17 protein-coding genes and 1 tRNA gene are annotated in these 14,392 nt (G+C 63.5%); 10 read left to right on the top strand and 8 right to left on the bottom strand.

What is annotated here, in order from left to right:
* The first annotated feature begins 305 nt into the window (after window positions 1-305).
* The 10 genes from thrS (at window position 306) to LDO27_RS09965 (ending at window position 9,294) form a co-directional block, all read left to right on the top strand.
* Window positions 306-2,213: a threonine--tRNA ligase gene (gene thrS, locus LDO27_RS10010; RefSeq protein WP_224041500.1), complete on the top strand. Its 1,908-nt coding sequence runs from the start codon at window positions 306-308 to the stop codon at window positions 2,211-2,213.
* 15 nt (window positions 2,214-2,228) lie between these two features.
* Window positions 2,229-2,780 (top strand): translation initiation factor IF-3, encoded by a 552-nt coding sequence (gene infC / locus LDO27_RS10005; protein WP_224041498.1) that lies wholly within the window; start codon window positions 2,229-2,231, stop codon window positions 2,778-2,780.
* A gap of 160 nt (window positions 2,781-2,940) precedes the next feature.
* Window positions 2,941-3,138, top strand: coding sequence for a 50S ribosomal protein L35 (gene rpmI, locus LDO27_RS10000; RefSeq protein ID WP_006575466.1), 198 nt, complete (start codon window positions 2,941-2,943; stop codon window positions 3,136-3,138).
* A 28-nt stretch (window positions 3,139-3,166) separates the two neighbouring features.
* Window positions 3,167-3,523 carry a 50S ribosomal protein L20 gene (gene rplT, locus LDO27_RS09995; RefSeq protein WP_008650487.1) on the top strand — a complete coding sequence of 119 codons (357 nt, stop codon included), beginning with the start codon at window positions 3,167-3,169 and terminating at the stop codon, window positions 3,521-3,523.
* A gap of 172 nt (window positions 3,524-3,695) precedes the next feature.
* Window positions 3,696-4,727, top strand: a complete 1,032-nt coding sequence (pheS, locus tag LDO27_RS09990) for a phenylalanine--tRNA ligase subunit alpha (protein WP_224041497.1) — start codon at window positions 3,696-3,698, stop codon at window positions 4,725-4,727.
* A gap of 101 nt (window positions 4,728-4,828) precedes the next feature.
* Window positions 4,829-7,276 (top strand): phenylalanine--tRNA ligase subunit beta, encoded by a 2,448-nt coding sequence (gene pheT / locus LDO27_RS09985; RefSeq protein WP_224041495.1) that lies wholly within the window; start codon window positions 4,829-4,831, stop codon window positions 7,274-7,276.
* Between the two features lie 122 nt (window positions 7,277-7,398).
* Window positions 7,399-7,860, top strand: a complete 462-nt coding sequence (locus LDO27_RS09980; RefSeq protein ID WP_224041493.1) for an integration host factor subunit alpha — start codon at window positions 7,399-7,401, stop codon at window positions 7,858-7,860.
* A gap of 144 nt (window positions 7,861-8,004) precedes the next feature.
* Entirely contained in the window at window positions 8,005-8,442 is a 438-nt protein-coding gene (locus LDO27_RS09975) for a MerR family transcriptional regulator (RefSeq protein WP_222201293.1), read from the top strand.
* Window positions 8,443-8,497: 55 nt separating this feature from the next.
* Window positions 8,498-8,574 (top strand) — tRNA-Pro (locus LDO27_RS09970).
* 93 nt (window positions 8,575-8,667) lie between these two features.
* A complete protein-coding gene (locus LDO27_RS09965; protein WP_224041491.1) occupies window positions 8,668-9,294 on the top strand; it encodes a hypothetical protein in 627 nt (208 codons plus the stop codon).
* On the opposite strand, the gene LDO27_RS09960 is transcribed toward LDO27_RS09965, so the two are convergent.
* From LDO27_RS09960 to LDO27_RS09925, 8 genes are all read right to left on the bottom strand, one after another.
* Window positions 9,280-10,377, bottom strand: a complete 1,098-nt coding sequence (locus tag LDO27_RS09960; protein WP_224041489.1) for a tyrosine-type recombinase/integrase — start codon at window positions 10,375-10,377, stop codon at window positions 9,280-9,282. The two genes, LDO27_RS09965 and LDO27_RS09960, sit on opposite strands and share 15 nt — an antisense overlap.
* Window positions 10,374-10,598, bottom strand: coding sequence for a DUF4224 domain-containing protein (locus LDO27_RS09955; protein WP_224041487.1), 225 nt, complete (start codon window positions 10,596-10,598; stop codon window positions 10,374-10,376). Before LDO27_RS09955 ends, LDO27_RS09960 begins: the two co-directional genes overlap by 4 nt.
* Before the next feature lie 250 nt (window positions 10,599-10,848).
* A complete protein-coding gene (locus tag LDO27_RS09950; protein ID WP_224041485.1) occupies window positions 10,849-11,079 on the bottom strand; it encodes a hypothetical protein in 231 nt (76 codons plus the stop codon).
* 4 nt (window positions 11,080-11,083) lie between these two features.
* On the bottom strand, window positions 11,084-11,479 hold the full coding sequence (locus tag LDO27_RS09945; RefSeq protein WP_224041483.1) for a hypothetical protein: 396 nt from the start codon (window positions 11,477-11,479) through the stop codon (window positions 11,084-11,086).
* Window positions 11,472-12,362 carry a hypothetical protein gene (locus LDO27_RS09940; protein ID WP_224041481.1) on the bottom strand — a complete coding sequence of 297 codons (891 nt, stop codon included), beginning with the start codon at window positions 12,360-12,362 and terminating at the stop codon, window positions 11,472-11,474. The genes LDO27_RS09945 and LDO27_RS09940 overlap by 8 nt, the downstream gene beginning before the upstream one ends.
* Window positions 12,355-12,693, bottom strand: coding sequence for a hypothetical protein (locus LDO27_RS09935; protein ID WP_224041479.1), 339 nt, complete (start codon window positions 12,691-12,693; stop codon window positions 12,355-12,357). Before LDO27_RS09935 ends, LDO27_RS09940 begins: the two co-directional genes overlap by 8 nt.
* A complete protein-coding gene (locus tag LDO27_RS09930) occupies window positions 12,693-13,220 on the bottom strand; it encodes a hypothetical protein (RefSeq protein WP_224041477.1) in 528 nt (175 codons plus the stop codon). Before LDO27_RS09930 ends, LDO27_RS09935 begins: the two co-directional genes overlap by 1 nt.
* Window positions 13,217-13,987, bottom strand: a complete 771-nt coding sequence (locus tag LDO27_RS09925) for a DNA cytosine methyltransferase (RefSeq protein ID WP_224041475.1) — start codon at window positions 13,985-13,987, stop codon at window positions 13,217-13,219. The genes LDO27_RS09930 and LDO27_RS09925 overlap by 4 nt, the downstream gene beginning before the upstream one ends.
* Window positions 13,988-14,392: the final 405 nt, after the last annotated feature.

The following is a 14,392-nucleotide window of genomic DNA, read 5'->3' as shown; positions in this document are numbered from 1 at the left end:
TGACACCGCGAACTACTACCGCTGACAAGCGACAGTAGTCGAGGTGCGCCCTTCGGTCCCGGATGTCCCGGGTTGAATTCGGAAAAACGCGGCCTTGGCCGCGTTTTTTTTCGTCTGTCGATTGTCAGCCGCTTGTTATGCTGCCGTGCGCCCACGCCTCGCCTCCCGCGCGAAGTGGGCGTCCGTGATGTTTCCGCTGCCGGTTGTCGCGCTGCACGCGACGGCCGGCGCCACAAGATGCTGTTTGATCCGCCCGTGCCCGGCCGACTCTTCGGCGGCGGGGCGGAACCCTGATGAGGTGCAAGATGATCGCAATCACGCTGCCGGATGGTTCCCGCCGCGAGTTTCCCGGCCCGGTGACGGTTGCCGAAGTGGCGCAGAGCATCGGCTCGGGCCTGGCCAAGGCCGCGCTGGCCGGCAAGGTCGATGGCAAGCTGGTGGACACGAGCTACACGATCGAGCGCGATGCGCAGCTCGCCATCGTGACGGACAAGGATGCCGACGGCGTCGACGTGATCCGCCACTCCACGGCGCACTTGCTGGCCTATGCGGTCAAGGAGCTCTATCCCGAAGCCCAGGTGACGATCGGGCCGGTGATCGACAACGGCTTCTACTACGACTTCGCCTACAAGCGCCCCTTCACGCCCGAGGATCTGGCCGCCATCGAGAAGAAGATGGCCGAGCTCGCCAAGAAGGACGAGAAGGTGACGCGAGAGGTCTGGAGCCGCGACGAAGCGGTGAAGCTGTTCGAGTCGATGGGCGAGAAGTACAAGGCCGAGATCATCGGCTCGATCCCGGCCGACCAGGAAATCGGCCTCTATCGCGAAGGCAACTTCGTCGACCTGTGCCGCGGCCCGCACGTGCCGTCCACGGGCAAGCTTAAAGTCTTCAAGCTGATGAAGGTGGCCGGCGCCTACTGGCGCGGCGACGCGAACAACGAGATGCTCCAGCGCATCTACGGCACGGCCTGGGCGAAGAAGGAAGACCAAGACGCCTACCTGCATATGCTGGAGGAAGCGGAAAAGCGCGATCACCGCAAGCTCGGCAAGCTGCTGGACCTGTTCCATCTGCAGGAAGAGGCGCCGGGCATGGTGTTCTGGCATCCCAAGGGCTGGGAGATCTGGCAGGCCGTCGAGCAGTATCTGCGCGTCCGGCTGAAGGACGCCGGCTACAGCGAAGTGCGCACGCCGCAGGTCATGGACCGTTCGCTGTGGGAAAAGTCGGGCCACTGGCAGAACTACAAGGAAAACATGTTCGTCACGGAGTCCGAGAAGCGGGACTACGCGATCAAGCCGATGAACTGCCCGGGCCACGTGCAGATCTTCAACCACGGGCTGCGTTCGTACCGCGATCTGCCGCTGCGTCTCGCCGAGTTCGGTTCCTGCCACCGCAACGAGCCGTCGGGCGCGCTGCATGGCCTGATGCGCGTGCGCGGCTTCGTCCAGGACGATGCGCACATCTTCTGCACGGAAGAGCAGATCATGGCCGAGGCCAAGGCGTTCAACGAACTGGCGTTCGCGGTCTATGACGACTTCGGCTTCAAGGACGTGTCGGTCAAGCTGTCCCTGCGTCCGGCCCAGCGCGCCGGCTCGGACGAGGTCTGGGACCACGCCGAGGAGGGGCTGCGCCTGGCGCTGCGCGCCTGCGGCGTGGAGTGGGAAGAGCTGCCGGGTGAGGGCGCCTTCTACGGTCCCAAGGTCGAGTACCACATCAAGGACGCGATCGGCCGCTCCTGGCAATGCGGCACGCTGCAGCTCGACATGGTGCTGCCGGAGCGCCTGGGTGCCGACTACGTCGCCGAGGACAACTCCCGCAAGCGTCCGGTCATGCTCCACCGAGCCATTCTGGGCTCTTTCGAGCGCTTCCTCGGCATCCTGCTGGAGAACCATGCCGGCGCGCTGCCCGCCTGGCTGGCGCCGGATCAGGTCGTCGTGCTCAACATCGCCGACTCCCAGGCGGAATATGCCGAAGGCGTCGTGCAACTGCTGCAAAAACAAGGGTTTAGAGCAAAAGCTGATTTGCGTAACGAGAAAATTACGTATAAAATCCGCGAGCATTCGCTCCAGAAGGTTCCCTACCTGTTGGTGGTCGGGGACAAGGAGCGGGATGCCAATCAAGTGGCCGTGCGTGCCCGTGGCAACGTGGATCTTGGCGTGATGCCGGTTTCCGCGTTTGTGGAACGTCTGCAGAACGACGTTGCCAGCAAAGCCTGATGGGTCAAGCACGGCTTGTTTTTTTGTCTTCTTGAGGTACGAAACATCGCTACAGACAAAGGTCACCGCATCAACCGCGAGATCAGCGCCGTCGAAGTGCGTCTGGTCGGGGTTGACAATGAGCCGCTCGGCATCGTCAAGTTCATGGACGCCTTGCGCATGGCTGAGGACAAGGACTTGGATCTCGTGGAGATCGCACCCAATGCGGCTCCGCCCGTCGTTCGCATCATGGACTACGGCAAGTTCAAGTACGAGGAAGCCAAGCGGGCACATGACGCCAAGCTGAAGCAGAAGATCATCCAGGTCAAGGAAGTCAAATTCCGGCCGGGTACGGATGACGGCGACTACAACGTCAAGCTGCGCAATCTGAAGCGCTTCCTCGACGACGGCGACAAGACCAAGATCACGCTGCGTTTCCGCGGCCGCGAAATGGCGCACCAGGAAATCGGCGCGCGCGTGCTCGAACGCCTGAAGGCGGATCTCGAGGAATACGCGCAGGTCGAGCAGATGCCGAAGATGGAAGGCCGCCAGATGGTGATGGTGCTGGCACCCAAGAAGAAGAAGTAATTTTGCGCGACGCGCGGCCCGGTGGCGACCACCGGGGCGTGCGGAACGCAAAGCAGCGCGGGCCGCTCGCGGCTACGCGCAACAACAAGTGGATGCGGGTCTTGCAAGCGTCGGCGAACAGCCGTCCACCTGCATGCATGTCATAGAGCTGGAGTTTTTCATGCCGAAGATGAAGACCAAGAAAAGCGCTTCCAAGCGCTTTACTGCGCGTCCGAATGGTTCGTTCAAGCGTGGCCAGGCCTTCAAGCGTCACATCCTGACCAAGAAGACCACCAAGAACAAGCGTCAACTGCGTGGCACTCAGGACGTCCATGAGACGAACCTGAAGTCCGTTCGCGCAATGATGCCCTACGCATAACCCCTGACGAAAACGAAAGGAGAATTACATGCCTCGAGTAAAACGTGGGGTCACTGCACGGGCCCGCCACAAGAAAGTCATCGACGCTGCCAAGGGTTACCGCGGCCGTCGCAATAATGTCTACCGCATCGCCAAGCAGGCGGTCATGCGTGCTGGCCAGTACGCATACCGCGATCGCCGCAACAAGAAGCGCGTGTTCCGCGCGCTCTGGATTGCGCGTATCAACGCTGCAACGCGTGAGCATGGCATGACCTACAGCGTGTTCATGAACGGCCTGAAGAAGGCTTCGATTGAGCTGGACCGCAAGGTGCTGTCGGACATGGCTATTCACGACAAGCCTGCCTTTGCCGCCATCGTCAACCAGGTGAAAGCCACCGTTGCCTGATGCCGGCTCCGGCCGCGCGAGAAGCGCGGCTGGGCGCATGCACCGACCGCAAGGTCGACCGCGGCCCCTCCGGGGGCTGTTGAAACGGGGCTCCTCACCGAGCCCCGTTTTTATTTGCGGGTCCTGCCCAGCGCACGACCCTGATGCCAAGAATCTTCCACCCGCCGCCGCCATGTCTCTGGATCTGGATCAAATCGTCGCCGACGCCCAGGCTGCCTTCGCCGCAGCCAACGACAACGCCTCGCTCGAAAACGAGAAGGCGCGCTTCCTGGGCAAGACCGGCGCCCTCACCGAACTGCTGAAAAGCCTCGGCAAGCTCGATCCCGAGACGCGCAAGAGCGAAGGCGCGCGCATCAACCAGGCCAAGCAGCAGGTCGAGGCCGCGCTGAACGCGCGCCGCCAGGCGCTGGCCGATGCGCTGATGAACGCGCGACTGGCCGCCGAGGCCATCGACGTGACGTTGCCCGGCCGCGCCGTGACCAAAGGCAGCCTGCATCCGGTGATGCGCACGTGGGAGCGCGTCGAGCAGATCTTCGGCTCGATCGGCTTCGATGTGGCCGACGGTCCCGAGATCGAGACGGACTGGATGAACTTCACCGCGTTGAACAACCCGGACAATCATCCGGCGCGCTCGATGCAGGACACCTTCTACGTCGACGGCCGCGATGCCGACGACAAGCTGCTGCTGTTGCGCACCCACACCAGCCCGATGCAGGTCCGCTATGCGCGCATGCATGTGGAGAAGTACAAGGGCCGGGAGATGCCGCCGATCAAGGTGATCTGCCCGGGCCGCACCTACCGCGTGGACAGCGATGCCACGCATTCGCCGATGTTCAACCAGGTCGAGGGCCTGTGGATCGGCGACAACGTAAGCTTCGCGGACCTGAAGGGCGTCTATACGGATTTCCTGCGCAAGTTCTTCGAGCGCGACGATATCCAGGTGCGCTTCCGTCCGTCGTACTTCCCGTTCACGGAACCGTCGGCCGAGATCGACATGGCGTTCGGCAGCGGCCGCTGGCTGGAGATCTCGGGCTCGGGGCAGGTGCACCCGAACGTGCTGCGCAACATGGGTCTGGATCCGGAGCGCTATATCGGCTTTGCCTTCGGCTCTGGCCTCGAGCGGCTGACCATGCTGCGCTATGGCATCAACGACCTGCGCCTGTTCTTCGAAGGCGACGTGCGCTTCCTGCGCCAGTTCGCCTGAAGCCGCACGCGTTGTCGCGCCCATTCGCCTGAACCCGCCGTGCGGCATGCGCCGCGGCCATCGTTACAGACCCACAGCATACTTACCGGATCAGAAGCGTCATGCAATTCTCGGAATCCTGGCTTCGCAGTTTCGTCAATCCCGACAAGATCTCCACGGACGCGCTTTCGCACCGGCTCACCATGGCTGGGCTGGAGGTGGAAGAGGTCGGTCCGGTGGCGCCGCCGTTCGACAAGATCGTGGTGGCGCGGGTGCTGTCCACCGAGCGCCATCCGGATGCCGACCGGCTCAACGTCTGCACGGTGGACGCAGGCACCGGTGAGACCCTGCAGATCGTCTGCGGCGCGCCCAACGTCAAGGCCGGCATCCTGGTGCCCTGCGCGCTGGTCGGCGCCGAGCTGCCGCCCGCAGAGGCCGGCGGCGAGCCCTTCCGCATCAAGGTCGGCAAGCTGCGCGGCGTGGAAAGCCACGGCATGCTGTGCTCGGCGCGCGAGCTCAAGCTGTCGGAGGACCATGGCGGGCTGCTGATCCTGCCCGAGGATGCCCCGGTAGGCGAAAACATCCGCAAGTATCTCGATCTCGACGACCAGGTCTTCGTGATCAAGCTGACCCCCAACAAGGCCGACTGCCTGTCGATCCATGGCGTCGCCCGCGAAGTGGCCGCACTCACCGGCGCGCCGCTGAACGTGCCGGCCATGCCGCCGGTGCCGGTGCTGCTGGACGACAAGCTGCCGGTCAGGGTGTCGGCGCCCGACCTGTGCGGCCGGTTCTCGGGCCGCATCATCCGCGGCGTCAATGCGCGCGCGGCTACGCCGGCCTGGATGGTGCAGCGGCTCGAGCGTTCCGGGCAGCGCAGCATCTCCGCGCTGGTCGATATCTCGAACTACGTGATGCTCGAACTGGGCCGGCCCTCGCACGTGTTCGACCTGCACAAGATCCACGGCGGGCTCGATGTGCGCTGGGGCCGCAAGGGCGAACAGCTCAAGCTGCTGAACGGCAATACCATCGAGATCGACGAGACCGTCGGCGTGATCGCCGACGACAAGGAAATCGAAAGCCTTGCCGGCATCATGGGCGGCGACAGCACGGCCGTCACGCTCGACACCACGGACATCTACCTCGAAGCCGCGTTCTGGTGGCCCGAGGCGATCCAGGGCCGCGCGCGCCGCTACAACTTCTCGACCGACGCTGCGCATCGCTTCGAGCGCGGCGTGGACTACGCCACCACGGTCGAGCATATCGAGCGCATCACCGCCCTGATCCTCGACATCTGCGGCGGCAAGGCCGGTCCGGTGGACGATCACATCGTCAACCTGCCCGAGCGCAAGCCGGTGTCCATGCGCGTGGCGCGCGCCGAGCGCGTGCTCGGCATCGAACTGGCGCCCGCGGAGATCGCCGACGTGTTCCAGCGGCTCGGCCTGTCGTTCACCCGCGAGCAGGGCGCCGACGGCGAGGTGTTCGTGGTCACGCCGCCAAGCTATCGCTTCGACATCGAGATCGAGGAAGACCTGATCGAGGAAGTCGCGCGCATCTACGGCTTCGAACGCATTCCGGCCCGCCCGCCGGTCGCGCAAAGCGAGATGCGCCCGACCGACGAGGCACGCCGCTCGGCGCACGCGCTGCGGCACGCCACCGCCGCGCGCGACTACCAGGAAGTCATCAACTTCGCTTTCGTCGAAGAGAAGTGGGAGCGCGACTTCGCCGGCAACGACAATCCGATCCGGCTGCTCAACCCGATCGCCAGCCAGTTGGCCGTGATGCGATCCTCGCTGATCGGCGGACTGGTCGACAAGGTGCGCTACAACCTGAACCGCAAGGCTGCGCGCGTGCGCCTGTTCGAAACGGGCCGCGTGTTCCTGCGCGACGCGAACGTAGCGGACGGCGGCCTGACCGTCGCCGGCTATCAGCAGCCACTGCGCCTGGCCGGCATTGCCTGCGGACCCGCACTCGAAGAGCAGTGGGGCGTCCCGACCCGCGCTGTCGACTTCTTCGACGTCAAGGGCGATGTGGAATCGCTGCTGCATCCGCGCAGCGCGCGCTTCGAGCCGGTCGCGCATCCCGCGCTGCACCCCGGACGCGCCGCCAGGGTGCTGATCGACGGCAAGGAAGCCGGCGTGATCGGTGAACTGCATCCTCGCTGGCTGCAGGCGTACGAGCTGCCGCAGGCGCCGGTCGTGTTCGAACTGGACCTGCAGGCGTTGCGCGAAACGGGCTTGCCTTCCTATGCCGAGATCTCGAAATTCCCGGCCGCGGTACGCGATCTCGCGGTAGTGGTGAAGCAATCGATACGCGTGCAGGACATGCTCGACACGATGCGCCAGGCCCTCGACAAACAGGGCGCCGGACGCTACGTACAGAGCCTCGTGCTGTTCGACGAATTCCGTCCGAAGGCCGCTTCCACGGCCATTGGCGCGGACGAGAAAAGCCTTGCGTTCCGCCTGACCTTGCAAGATACTGGGGCGACCCTCCAGGACGAAACCGTCGATAGCGCGGTGCGTTGCATGGTCGATTCCCTGGCCGCGGCATTCGATGCCCGGCTGCGCGGGTGAGCCAGCGGTCCGGCACACGGGACCGCGGCACGGCGACGGCAAACCACCACAGACCACCATACGGCCACGACACGACATCGGCACACCCGGATCGCATCCGGGTGCATCGACGGACTGAAGACATGAACGATCGACACGCGACTCTCATGACCGCAGCAGCCTCGGACGAACCGGGCGACCGGCGGGCGGCCTCTCCGGTAGACGAGTCGCCCGACCCGCGCGCCAACGAGGTCCCGACGCTGACCAAGGCCGAACTCGCCGAAATGCTGTTCGACCAGGTCGGTCTCAACAAGCGCGAATCCAAGGATATGGTCGAAGCTTTCTTCGACGTGATCCGCGAAGCGTTGGAGCAGGGCGACAGCGTCAAGCTCTCCGGCTTCGGCAATTTCCAACTGCGCGACAAACCGCAGCGTCCCGGCCGCAATCCCAAGACCGGCGAGATCATCCCCATCACCGCACGCCGCGTGGTGACTTTCCACGCCAGCCAGAAGCTCAAGAGCCTGGTTGAAGAACGTGCCGGCCTCGCCGGCGACGCGGTCGCGGACGCCCGCAGTGTCATGCCCGGTGTCGCGTTAGCCGGCTAATATCTGTCCGGCCAGCGGTATCGCCAGCAGTCCACGCGCTTTGGATTGCGTCCGGAATTCCCTGTCTGTATCCTGCTGTTCCCGCGCGCATCGGCGCGCGGCAACCCAACCGCCGGCACGGCCTGAAGCCCGCCCGTTCACCGAATGTCGGAAAAATCCAGCGAGCGCATTACGTTGCCGCCCATCCCCGCCAAGCGCTACTTCACCATCGGTGAAGTCAGCGAGCTTTGCGCCGTCAAGCCACATGTGCTGCGGTACTGGGAGCAGGAATTCACGCAGCTCAAACCGGTCAAGCGCCGCGGCAACCGGCGGTACTACCAGCATCACGAAGTCCTGCTGATCCGCCGCATCCGCGACCTGCTGTACGAGCAGGGCTTCACCATCAACGGCGCACGCAACCGGCTCGACGAAGGCCGCCACCACAGCCACACCCACGCCGCCGAGATAGAACAGGCACAGCCCATTGCCGAGGCCGCGACGGAAGCGCCCGTCATGTCCATCGACCTGGCCTCGCTACGCAACGAACTCGTCGAGGTCCAACACGTCCTCAGTCAACTCAAGGAGATCGCGCGAGAGAACTAAAATTCGCGCGACCGACTAGTCATCTGGGAAATCTCTCTGATATAATCTTTTGCTTCGGGGCGTAGCGCAGCCTGGTAGCGTACCTGCATGGGGTGCAGGTGGTCGGAGGTTCAAATCCTCTCGCCCCGACCAGTAAATAGAAGGCCTAGCGGGTTTTACTCGCTAGGCCTTTTGTCTAACTTGAGTGCGTTTGTCTAACTTGCGCGCCTTTGGTTACTGTCGTGCATGGAAGCTGCAACCACATCAGCCGTCATCTCTGCCACTTCGGGCATCGTCGGCGTGCTGTTAGGGACGTCCCTTACAGCGGTAAAGGAATGGGCTGTAGGCAGGTCGAAGAGGAAGCAGGATCTGACGTATCTGGGCATCATTGTTGGATCTCATCTTGACCGCCTTTTCAACGCCTGCGTCGACCTTGCGCACGACGATGGGACCGCGGAAGGTCAGCCAGCAGGGAGAGATGCGGGCGAGCACGTGCCCACTGTGGCGGCACCCGTGTTTAGACCGCTGGATATTGACGTTGAGTGGAAGGCGTTGCCTACGGAACTGCTGTATAAAATCCTGAGATTCCCCGATGAGATTGATGGAATACAGGCGGAGCTGCGGGTGCTTGCCGACTTTGTAGCGTTTCCTCCAAACTACGTTGAGTACTTTCGACCACGGCGCCGGAAATACGCTGAACTAGGACTCCGTGTTTACGATACCGCCTCACGTTTGAGGAAGCACGCCGGTCTTCCTATTGAATCGGTCAATCAAGGGAATTGGTCGCCGCTTGTGTCTCTGCACGAGGTTGTCGAGATCATTGACAGGGAAGAAGCAGACGCCGCGAGGCGAGCCACTTCAACGGAGCTTTGATACAGGGCGCACTCGCTCAATCTCCCGTGCCTTTGTATAGTGCGCCGTCATTTCCGCAGTGGTGTGCCCGGCGAGAGCTTGGGCCGCCGCGGCGCCTTCCTGCCTCCGTTTATCCGTGAGAGCTTTCGCCCGCAAGTCGTGGAAGTGCATTCCGACTAGGTGCCGGTCGCTAGGCTCCTTCCCTTCCTTCTTGCAGTCCTTCTCATACTGTTGCCGCGCTCGCAGGCACGCACGCTTCCATGCCGTTTGCGCTCCGCTGTAAGTGAAGCGTCCTCCGGTCTGCGTGCAAATGACCGGCCCGATGGCCTTGACCTTACCGGCCTTTGCGCCGTCCAAGGTTGCCTGCAGGTCGGGCGTCGTTTCCACCAGCATCCGCACCCCTGAGCTGTTCACCGTCTTGGCGGGGTGAAACATGATCCCTTCGTTGCTGACATCCGACCAGTTCAGAGCCAGCAGATCCCCGATCCGCTGTGCCGTCTGATACGCCAGGTCGATCAAGGCGACGATTGCCGCGCCTGAAGGGGTAGGCCGGCCGTCGTTGCCGACCAAGGCTGCAGCGCGGACAGCGGCCAGCTCGGCATCCGTGATGTAGCGATCGCGCTTACCCTCGGCCGCGCCGGCTACCTCGCTGACGGGGTTCGTATTGCGCAGGCCCTTTCGAACCCCATACGTGAACATGACTGACAGCAGGGCGCGGTACTTGTTGCTGGCGTTAGGCTTGCCGTCAAAATGCTTGTCCAAGAACCGGGCGATGTCCTTCGGCTCCACGTCCTCCACCCGCCACTGATGGTCGAATTCCGACCGGATGAACGTCGCCATGCGGCGGTATTCCTCCTGCGTCTTTGGGGCATAGGAGGGCAGCTTGGCTAGCAGCCAAGCGTCCACCAGGTCCGGCATCGTGTCCTTCGGCCGCTCGTCAGCATCCCGGCTGAAGGCTGCCAGGCGGGCGTACAGTTCGGTCAGCCCCTCGCTCACCCGGCACAGCTTGTGCCACTTCCGCCGAATGTCCACGAAGAACCACGCTCCGTTCTTCTCATAGACCCGGGCGGGCAGGGGAGACGCCTTCTTTCTCCTACCGATCATGCGGCCTTCCTATCTGATGCGAGCTCTGGACGCCGACGTGGCGCCTTCTGCTGCTTTGGCGCGCCGACGCCGGCGATGTGATGCCGCCAGACCCGAACACTGCCATCCGGCCGGCGATCAGCCGGAATGCCGGCCTTCTGCAAAGCCAGAAGCTGCTCCGCGGCACGCCTGTATCCGGTCGCCTCGATGATCTCTTCCTGACTCAAGGTAAGCGATTCCATCCTATCCTCCCAACCCCCATAGCTTGCGCGTTGTCTCGATGATGCGTTTTGCTGCTTGCTCCACTACGTTTCCTCATCCTCTTCGTCATCCGGCGTTGCCAGCACCATGCGAACCTCGTAGGGCTCGCCGTTGATGTGGATCACGTCTATCGGGCGCGCATTGCCATGGCCGGCATTAGGGTGGTGCCCTCGAGATTGGCCGTGAGGTCATCGAACGCCTTGCACAGCCCCTTGTGCATGCGCTTGCGGGTTACTTGGTCCATGTCGTCTCCTTGATCTCGGCGCGGATAGCGGCGGCGCATGATTCGGCTGCCAAGATCCTGCCTAGCGTTCCTTGGCGCTTCGCCTGCTCCATTGCGATCACCGCTGCCCGCTCCATGCCAGCGGCGTAGGCGCGGTCGAACAGCCAGCGGTCGTATCCCGGGTCGTTCTGGTCCGGCATCGACCGGTCGCCCATGATCGCGTCGAAGGCGGCTTGCATCTGGTCAGCCTGCATCCTTCCCTCCCTTCGCGCTGGCGGCCATGGCGGCGGTGATCGCTTCGCGCAGCGGCGCCCCTTCCTCACACTCGATGACAGGGAAACGCATGAAATGAACGTAGACGTGCCGCCCCAACAAGTCCTTCGCGCCTGGACCCGGGGCACATCGGGCGGCCAGCCAATCCAACAGCGCCGCGTCCTGCTCCAGCTCGCGGATGCGTTGTTCTGCCGTCTCTGCCCGCACGCGCATGTCGACCCAGTCCTTCAGCCGCTCGGATGCTTGATCGCGCCAGGAGTCGCGGTCGGCTTCTAGGTCGCGGATGTGGGCATTTGCAGCGCGCAGGATCGGATCGCGCGTGCGTTCGGCAATGCGCTCGGATACCTCCAGGTCGAACTCACCCACGTTCCTTCCCTCCATGCGGTTGCGAGGCGGCGAGGGCGGCCGCAAGGTCTTGGGCAAACATGCCGCGCTGCACCGGACGGATATAGGGCGCGGCGACCATGGCAATCTGTTCTGGCGTCAGCCCCTGCGCCCCGGTAGCGGCTTTGATCCCACCCCGGCGCACCTGAGCAACGATGTCGCAAAGGCTGGCTTGCTTCGCCGCCGCGTCGCCGTTCAACAGCACGTCCAGTTCGCGCACAAGGCGGCGATGGTCTGCCAGAACTGCCTCATAGTCCTGCGCCGTCGCAGCGGCGGGCGCGGCGAGTAGGGCCATAGCACGCTCGCGTCGTTCCTTTGAATGGCTGTCTCCCCCATGCCACCGATGGCACGCGCGCATGATGTCGTGAATCTCTGCTGCTTGCTCTGCCGTAAGAACCACCCCGCGCGCTTCCTCGGCGGGCTGCTCGCTCACTGGCGCCCAATCTCCGCGCCCGATAGAACATTCATCGCACTGGCAGTCGGCGGTGGAGCAGTCAGTAACTCGCTCGGCCTGCTGTTCGCTAGACTGCGGGGTGTGCAACGGATGCCATTTGCTAGCGTTCTCTTTGATGTCTTGCAAAGCCGTTACGATTTGGTCGCTCGGCGCAACGCGGGCGAGAACGGCGCGGGCGAAGGCGCCTGCGGTTTTGTCGCTGCACATGGTATCTGCACCGAGTTTGGCAGCGGTGGAGCGGAACAGCGTGCCGGCTTCCGCATCTGTCAGCCCGCCGCCTTGCTTGTCAGCCGGCGCGGCGCGGTTCGGGACTTCGGCCGCCCACGCACAGCGCGAGCACATCTCGACCGTGCCGTTCATGATGATGCGGGTCGGCTCCCGGCACTCCGGGCAGGATTTCAACTCAGCCATTGTCGCGGCCCTCCTGTTGGTTGGCGCGGGCGCGCAATATCCATCGCGCCTGTAGGGCGGCACCATTGTCATGCCAGCTCAGCGCCATCGCGTGGCAGCAGAGGGCGCACCAGCGGTAGGACCGCATGGTGTCGTCAAACTTTGCGTCGAGACGGCGCTGCTGTTCCCCTGCGTTGATTGCGCCTAAACAGTCGTTGCACGTGCCCGGCTTCCGCGCGAGGCAGACGCGATCCGCAAAGACCATGTCGCCGGGCGAGCCGAAGTCGCCATCGAACGGATTTAGCGCGAGGCAGTCCTCGACTTGCTTGGCTGAAAGGCGTGCGGCTTCCATTACCCCTCCTGCGCGGGTTGGCCGGAGCGGGCGAGGATGGCGTCGATTGCTATGTCGGCCGCGTTGTAAAAGGTGGCGCCAGGGATGAGGCTGCATTGCACGTGCACGTTATGCGCGATGCGCTTCTTGTCCACGTCCGACAGCCCCGCCTGCGCCACCTCGCCCACCGGCTGCGATGCGGGGGCGGGGCGGGTGTAGAGCGGCGTGGTATGTGCTCGGTTCACGCCCTTATCCGCTTCGATCCAGCGCCCGTCATCCGTGGTAACGAAGTACCCCTCCGGCTCCTGCCCCTGCTGCTCGGCGCGCAGGGCGGCGCGTCCGGCTTCCCATGCTGAGGCGGCCGAGCCGGTGTGGGCGTAGTTGTACTCGTCGGAGGCGCACCACCACGTCTTGAACGCCTCGCGCTCCGCTCCCTGCTGCTCAGATGCAAACTGACGGCGCTGAATTTCCTTCTGGCGGGGCGTGAGTCCAGCGGGCGGGGCGTTGCGCAGGTCCGGCTCCGCTCCCTGCTTGTCCTGTTCGGTCATGTCGTTTGTCCTTGTTGTTGTTCCAGCGAGTCCATCACGCATTCGATCCAGACGCGCGCCGCTTCGGCGTTGATCGCGTTGCCATAGGCGCGCAGTCGTCCCACTCGGGAGGGAGCCCCATGAGCCAGCGGCTGAATGCCGGGTTCAATGAACCGCTCGCGGCCGTCCCGTCCCCGTACAGCCACGCCACGCGACCAAGGAGACCGTTCAACGGTACGTTGGCCCCGGCACTCGCCCCGTCCTTCCAGTCGCGCGTCGTTGGCGTGGGCCACCCAGTAGAGCCTGTCTCGGATGTGCGGCGCACCGATGCTCGCAGACGGGAACGGGACCGCCCCGAAGGCGTAACCCAAGGCTTCCAGGTCATCGTGTACAAGGTCGATCCAAGGGTCTGCGTCCTTGCTCGCAACCTGCTCTCCAAGGACGACTGCAGGGCGGCACTCGCGGATGAGGTGGTGCCAGTGCGGCCAAAGGTGCCGCTCGTCAGCAAAGCCAAGTCCTGCGCCTGCCGCGGAGAAAGGTTGGCACGGACAGGAACCAGTCCAAACAGGTCGATCGTCGCTCCAACCGGCACGCCGGAGCGAATGGGACCAGACTGCAACTCCCGCAAACCAATGACATTGAGCGAACTCTCTGACGTCATCAGGTCGAACATCTCTTATATCCCTCTCATCAACGACGCCTGGGGCAACATGGCCTTTAGCAATCAGGTTCCGAATCCACTGCGCTGCGAACGGGTCAATCTCGTTGTAGTAAGCCCACTTTTGCATTAGAGTTCCGTGGCAAAAAAGTGGAGAGCGGATGAGCGAATTGCAGCCTCATTGCGTCGAGTGCGGAATCGAATTGCCAGGGTCCCACTCTCATAGGAAGTACTGTTCAACTCGATGCAAAGCCCGATGGCGCAAGAAGAATCCTGGACTCCCACGGGAGGCTGGGCACAATTGCCGGGTCTGCGGAGCTTTGTTTCCGATCGGTCCTGGCCAGCACAACAAGTGGCTATGCTCGGATGATTGCCGGCGCGCAAGCAACGCAGCGGCGGCACGAAACTTCCATGAGCGACGGCCAAAAATGGAGGCGATCTACCGCGCTCGCACGAAAGAAAAGCTGCCGCCTGATACCCAAAATCGCCGCTTCTACTTCCTGAATCCGGACGCGCCGCGCGCTTGCGAGGCATG

Origin of the sequence: Cupriavidus respiraculi (assembly GCF_914271545.1) — a bacterium.
Taxonomy (GTDB): Bacteria; Pseudomonadota; Gammaproteobacteria; order Burkholderiales; family Burkholderiaceae; genus Cupriavidus; species Cupriavidus respiraculi.
This window is presented reverse-complemented; position numbering and strand designations above follow the sequence as displayed.

Excerpts from the sequence above, each read along its gene's own strand:
- thrS (WP_224041500.1), top strand. The coding sequence starts at position 306 with ATGATCGCAATCACGCTGCCGGATGGTTCCCGCCGCGAGTTTCCCGGC.
- rpmI (WP_006575466.1), top strand. The coding sequence starts at position 2,941 with ATGCCGAAGATGAAGACCAAGAAAAGCGCTTCCAAGCGCTTTACTGCG.
- rplT (WP_008650487.1), top strand. The coding sequence starts at position 3,167 with ATGCCTCGAGTAAAACGTGGGGTCACTGCACGGGCCCGCCACAAGAAA.
- pheS (WP_224041497.1), top strand. The coding sequence starts at position 3,696 with ATGTCTCTGGATCTGGATCAAATCGTCGCCGACGCCCAGGCTGCCTTC.
- pheT (WP_224041495.1), top strand. The coding sequence starts at position 4,829 with ATGCAATTCTCGGAATCCTGGCTTCGCAGTTTCGTCAATCCCGACAAG.
- LDO27_RS09980 (WP_224041493.1), top strand. The coding sequence starts at position 7,399 with ATGAACGATCGACACGCGACTCTCATGACCGCAGCAGCCTCGGACGAA.
- LDO27_RS09975 (WP_222201293.1), top strand. The coding sequence starts at position 8,005 with ATGTCGGAAAAATCCAGCGAGCGCATTACGTTGCCGCCCATCCCCGCC.
- LDO27_RS09965 (WP_224041491.1), top strand. The coding sequence starts at position 8,668 with ATGGAAGCTGCAACCACATCAGCCGTCATCTCTGCCACTTCGGGCATC.
- LDO27_RS09960 (WP_224041489.1), bottom strand. The coding sequence starts at position 10,377 with ATGATCGGTAGGAGAAAGAAGGCGTCTCCCCTGCCCGCCCGGGTCTAT.
- LDO27_RS09955 (WP_224041487.1), bottom strand. The coding sequence starts at position 10,598 with ATGGAATCGCTTACCTTGAGTCAGGAAGAGATCATCGAGGCGACCGGA.
- LDO27_RS09950 (WP_224041485.1), bottom strand. The coding sequence starts at position 11,079 with ATGCAAGCCGCCTTCGACGCGATCATGGGCGACCGGTCGATGCCGGAC.
- LDO27_RS09940 (WP_224041481.1), bottom strand. The coding sequence starts at position 12,362 with ATGGCTGAGTTGAAATCCTGCCCGGAGTGCCGGGAGCCGACCCGCATC.
- LDO27_RS09935 (WP_224041479.1), bottom strand. The coding sequence starts at position 12,693 with ATGGAAGCCGCACGCCTTTCAGCCAAGCAAGTCGAGGACTGCCTCGCG.
- LDO27_RS09930 (WP_224041477.1), bottom strand. The coding sequence starts at position 13,220 with ATGACCGAACAGGACAAGCAGGGAGCGGAGCCGGACCTGCGCAACGCC.
- LDO27_RS09925 (WP_224041475.1), bottom strand. The coding sequence starts at position 13,987 with ATGCAAAAGTGGGCTTACTACAACGAGATTGACCCGTTCGCAGCGCAG.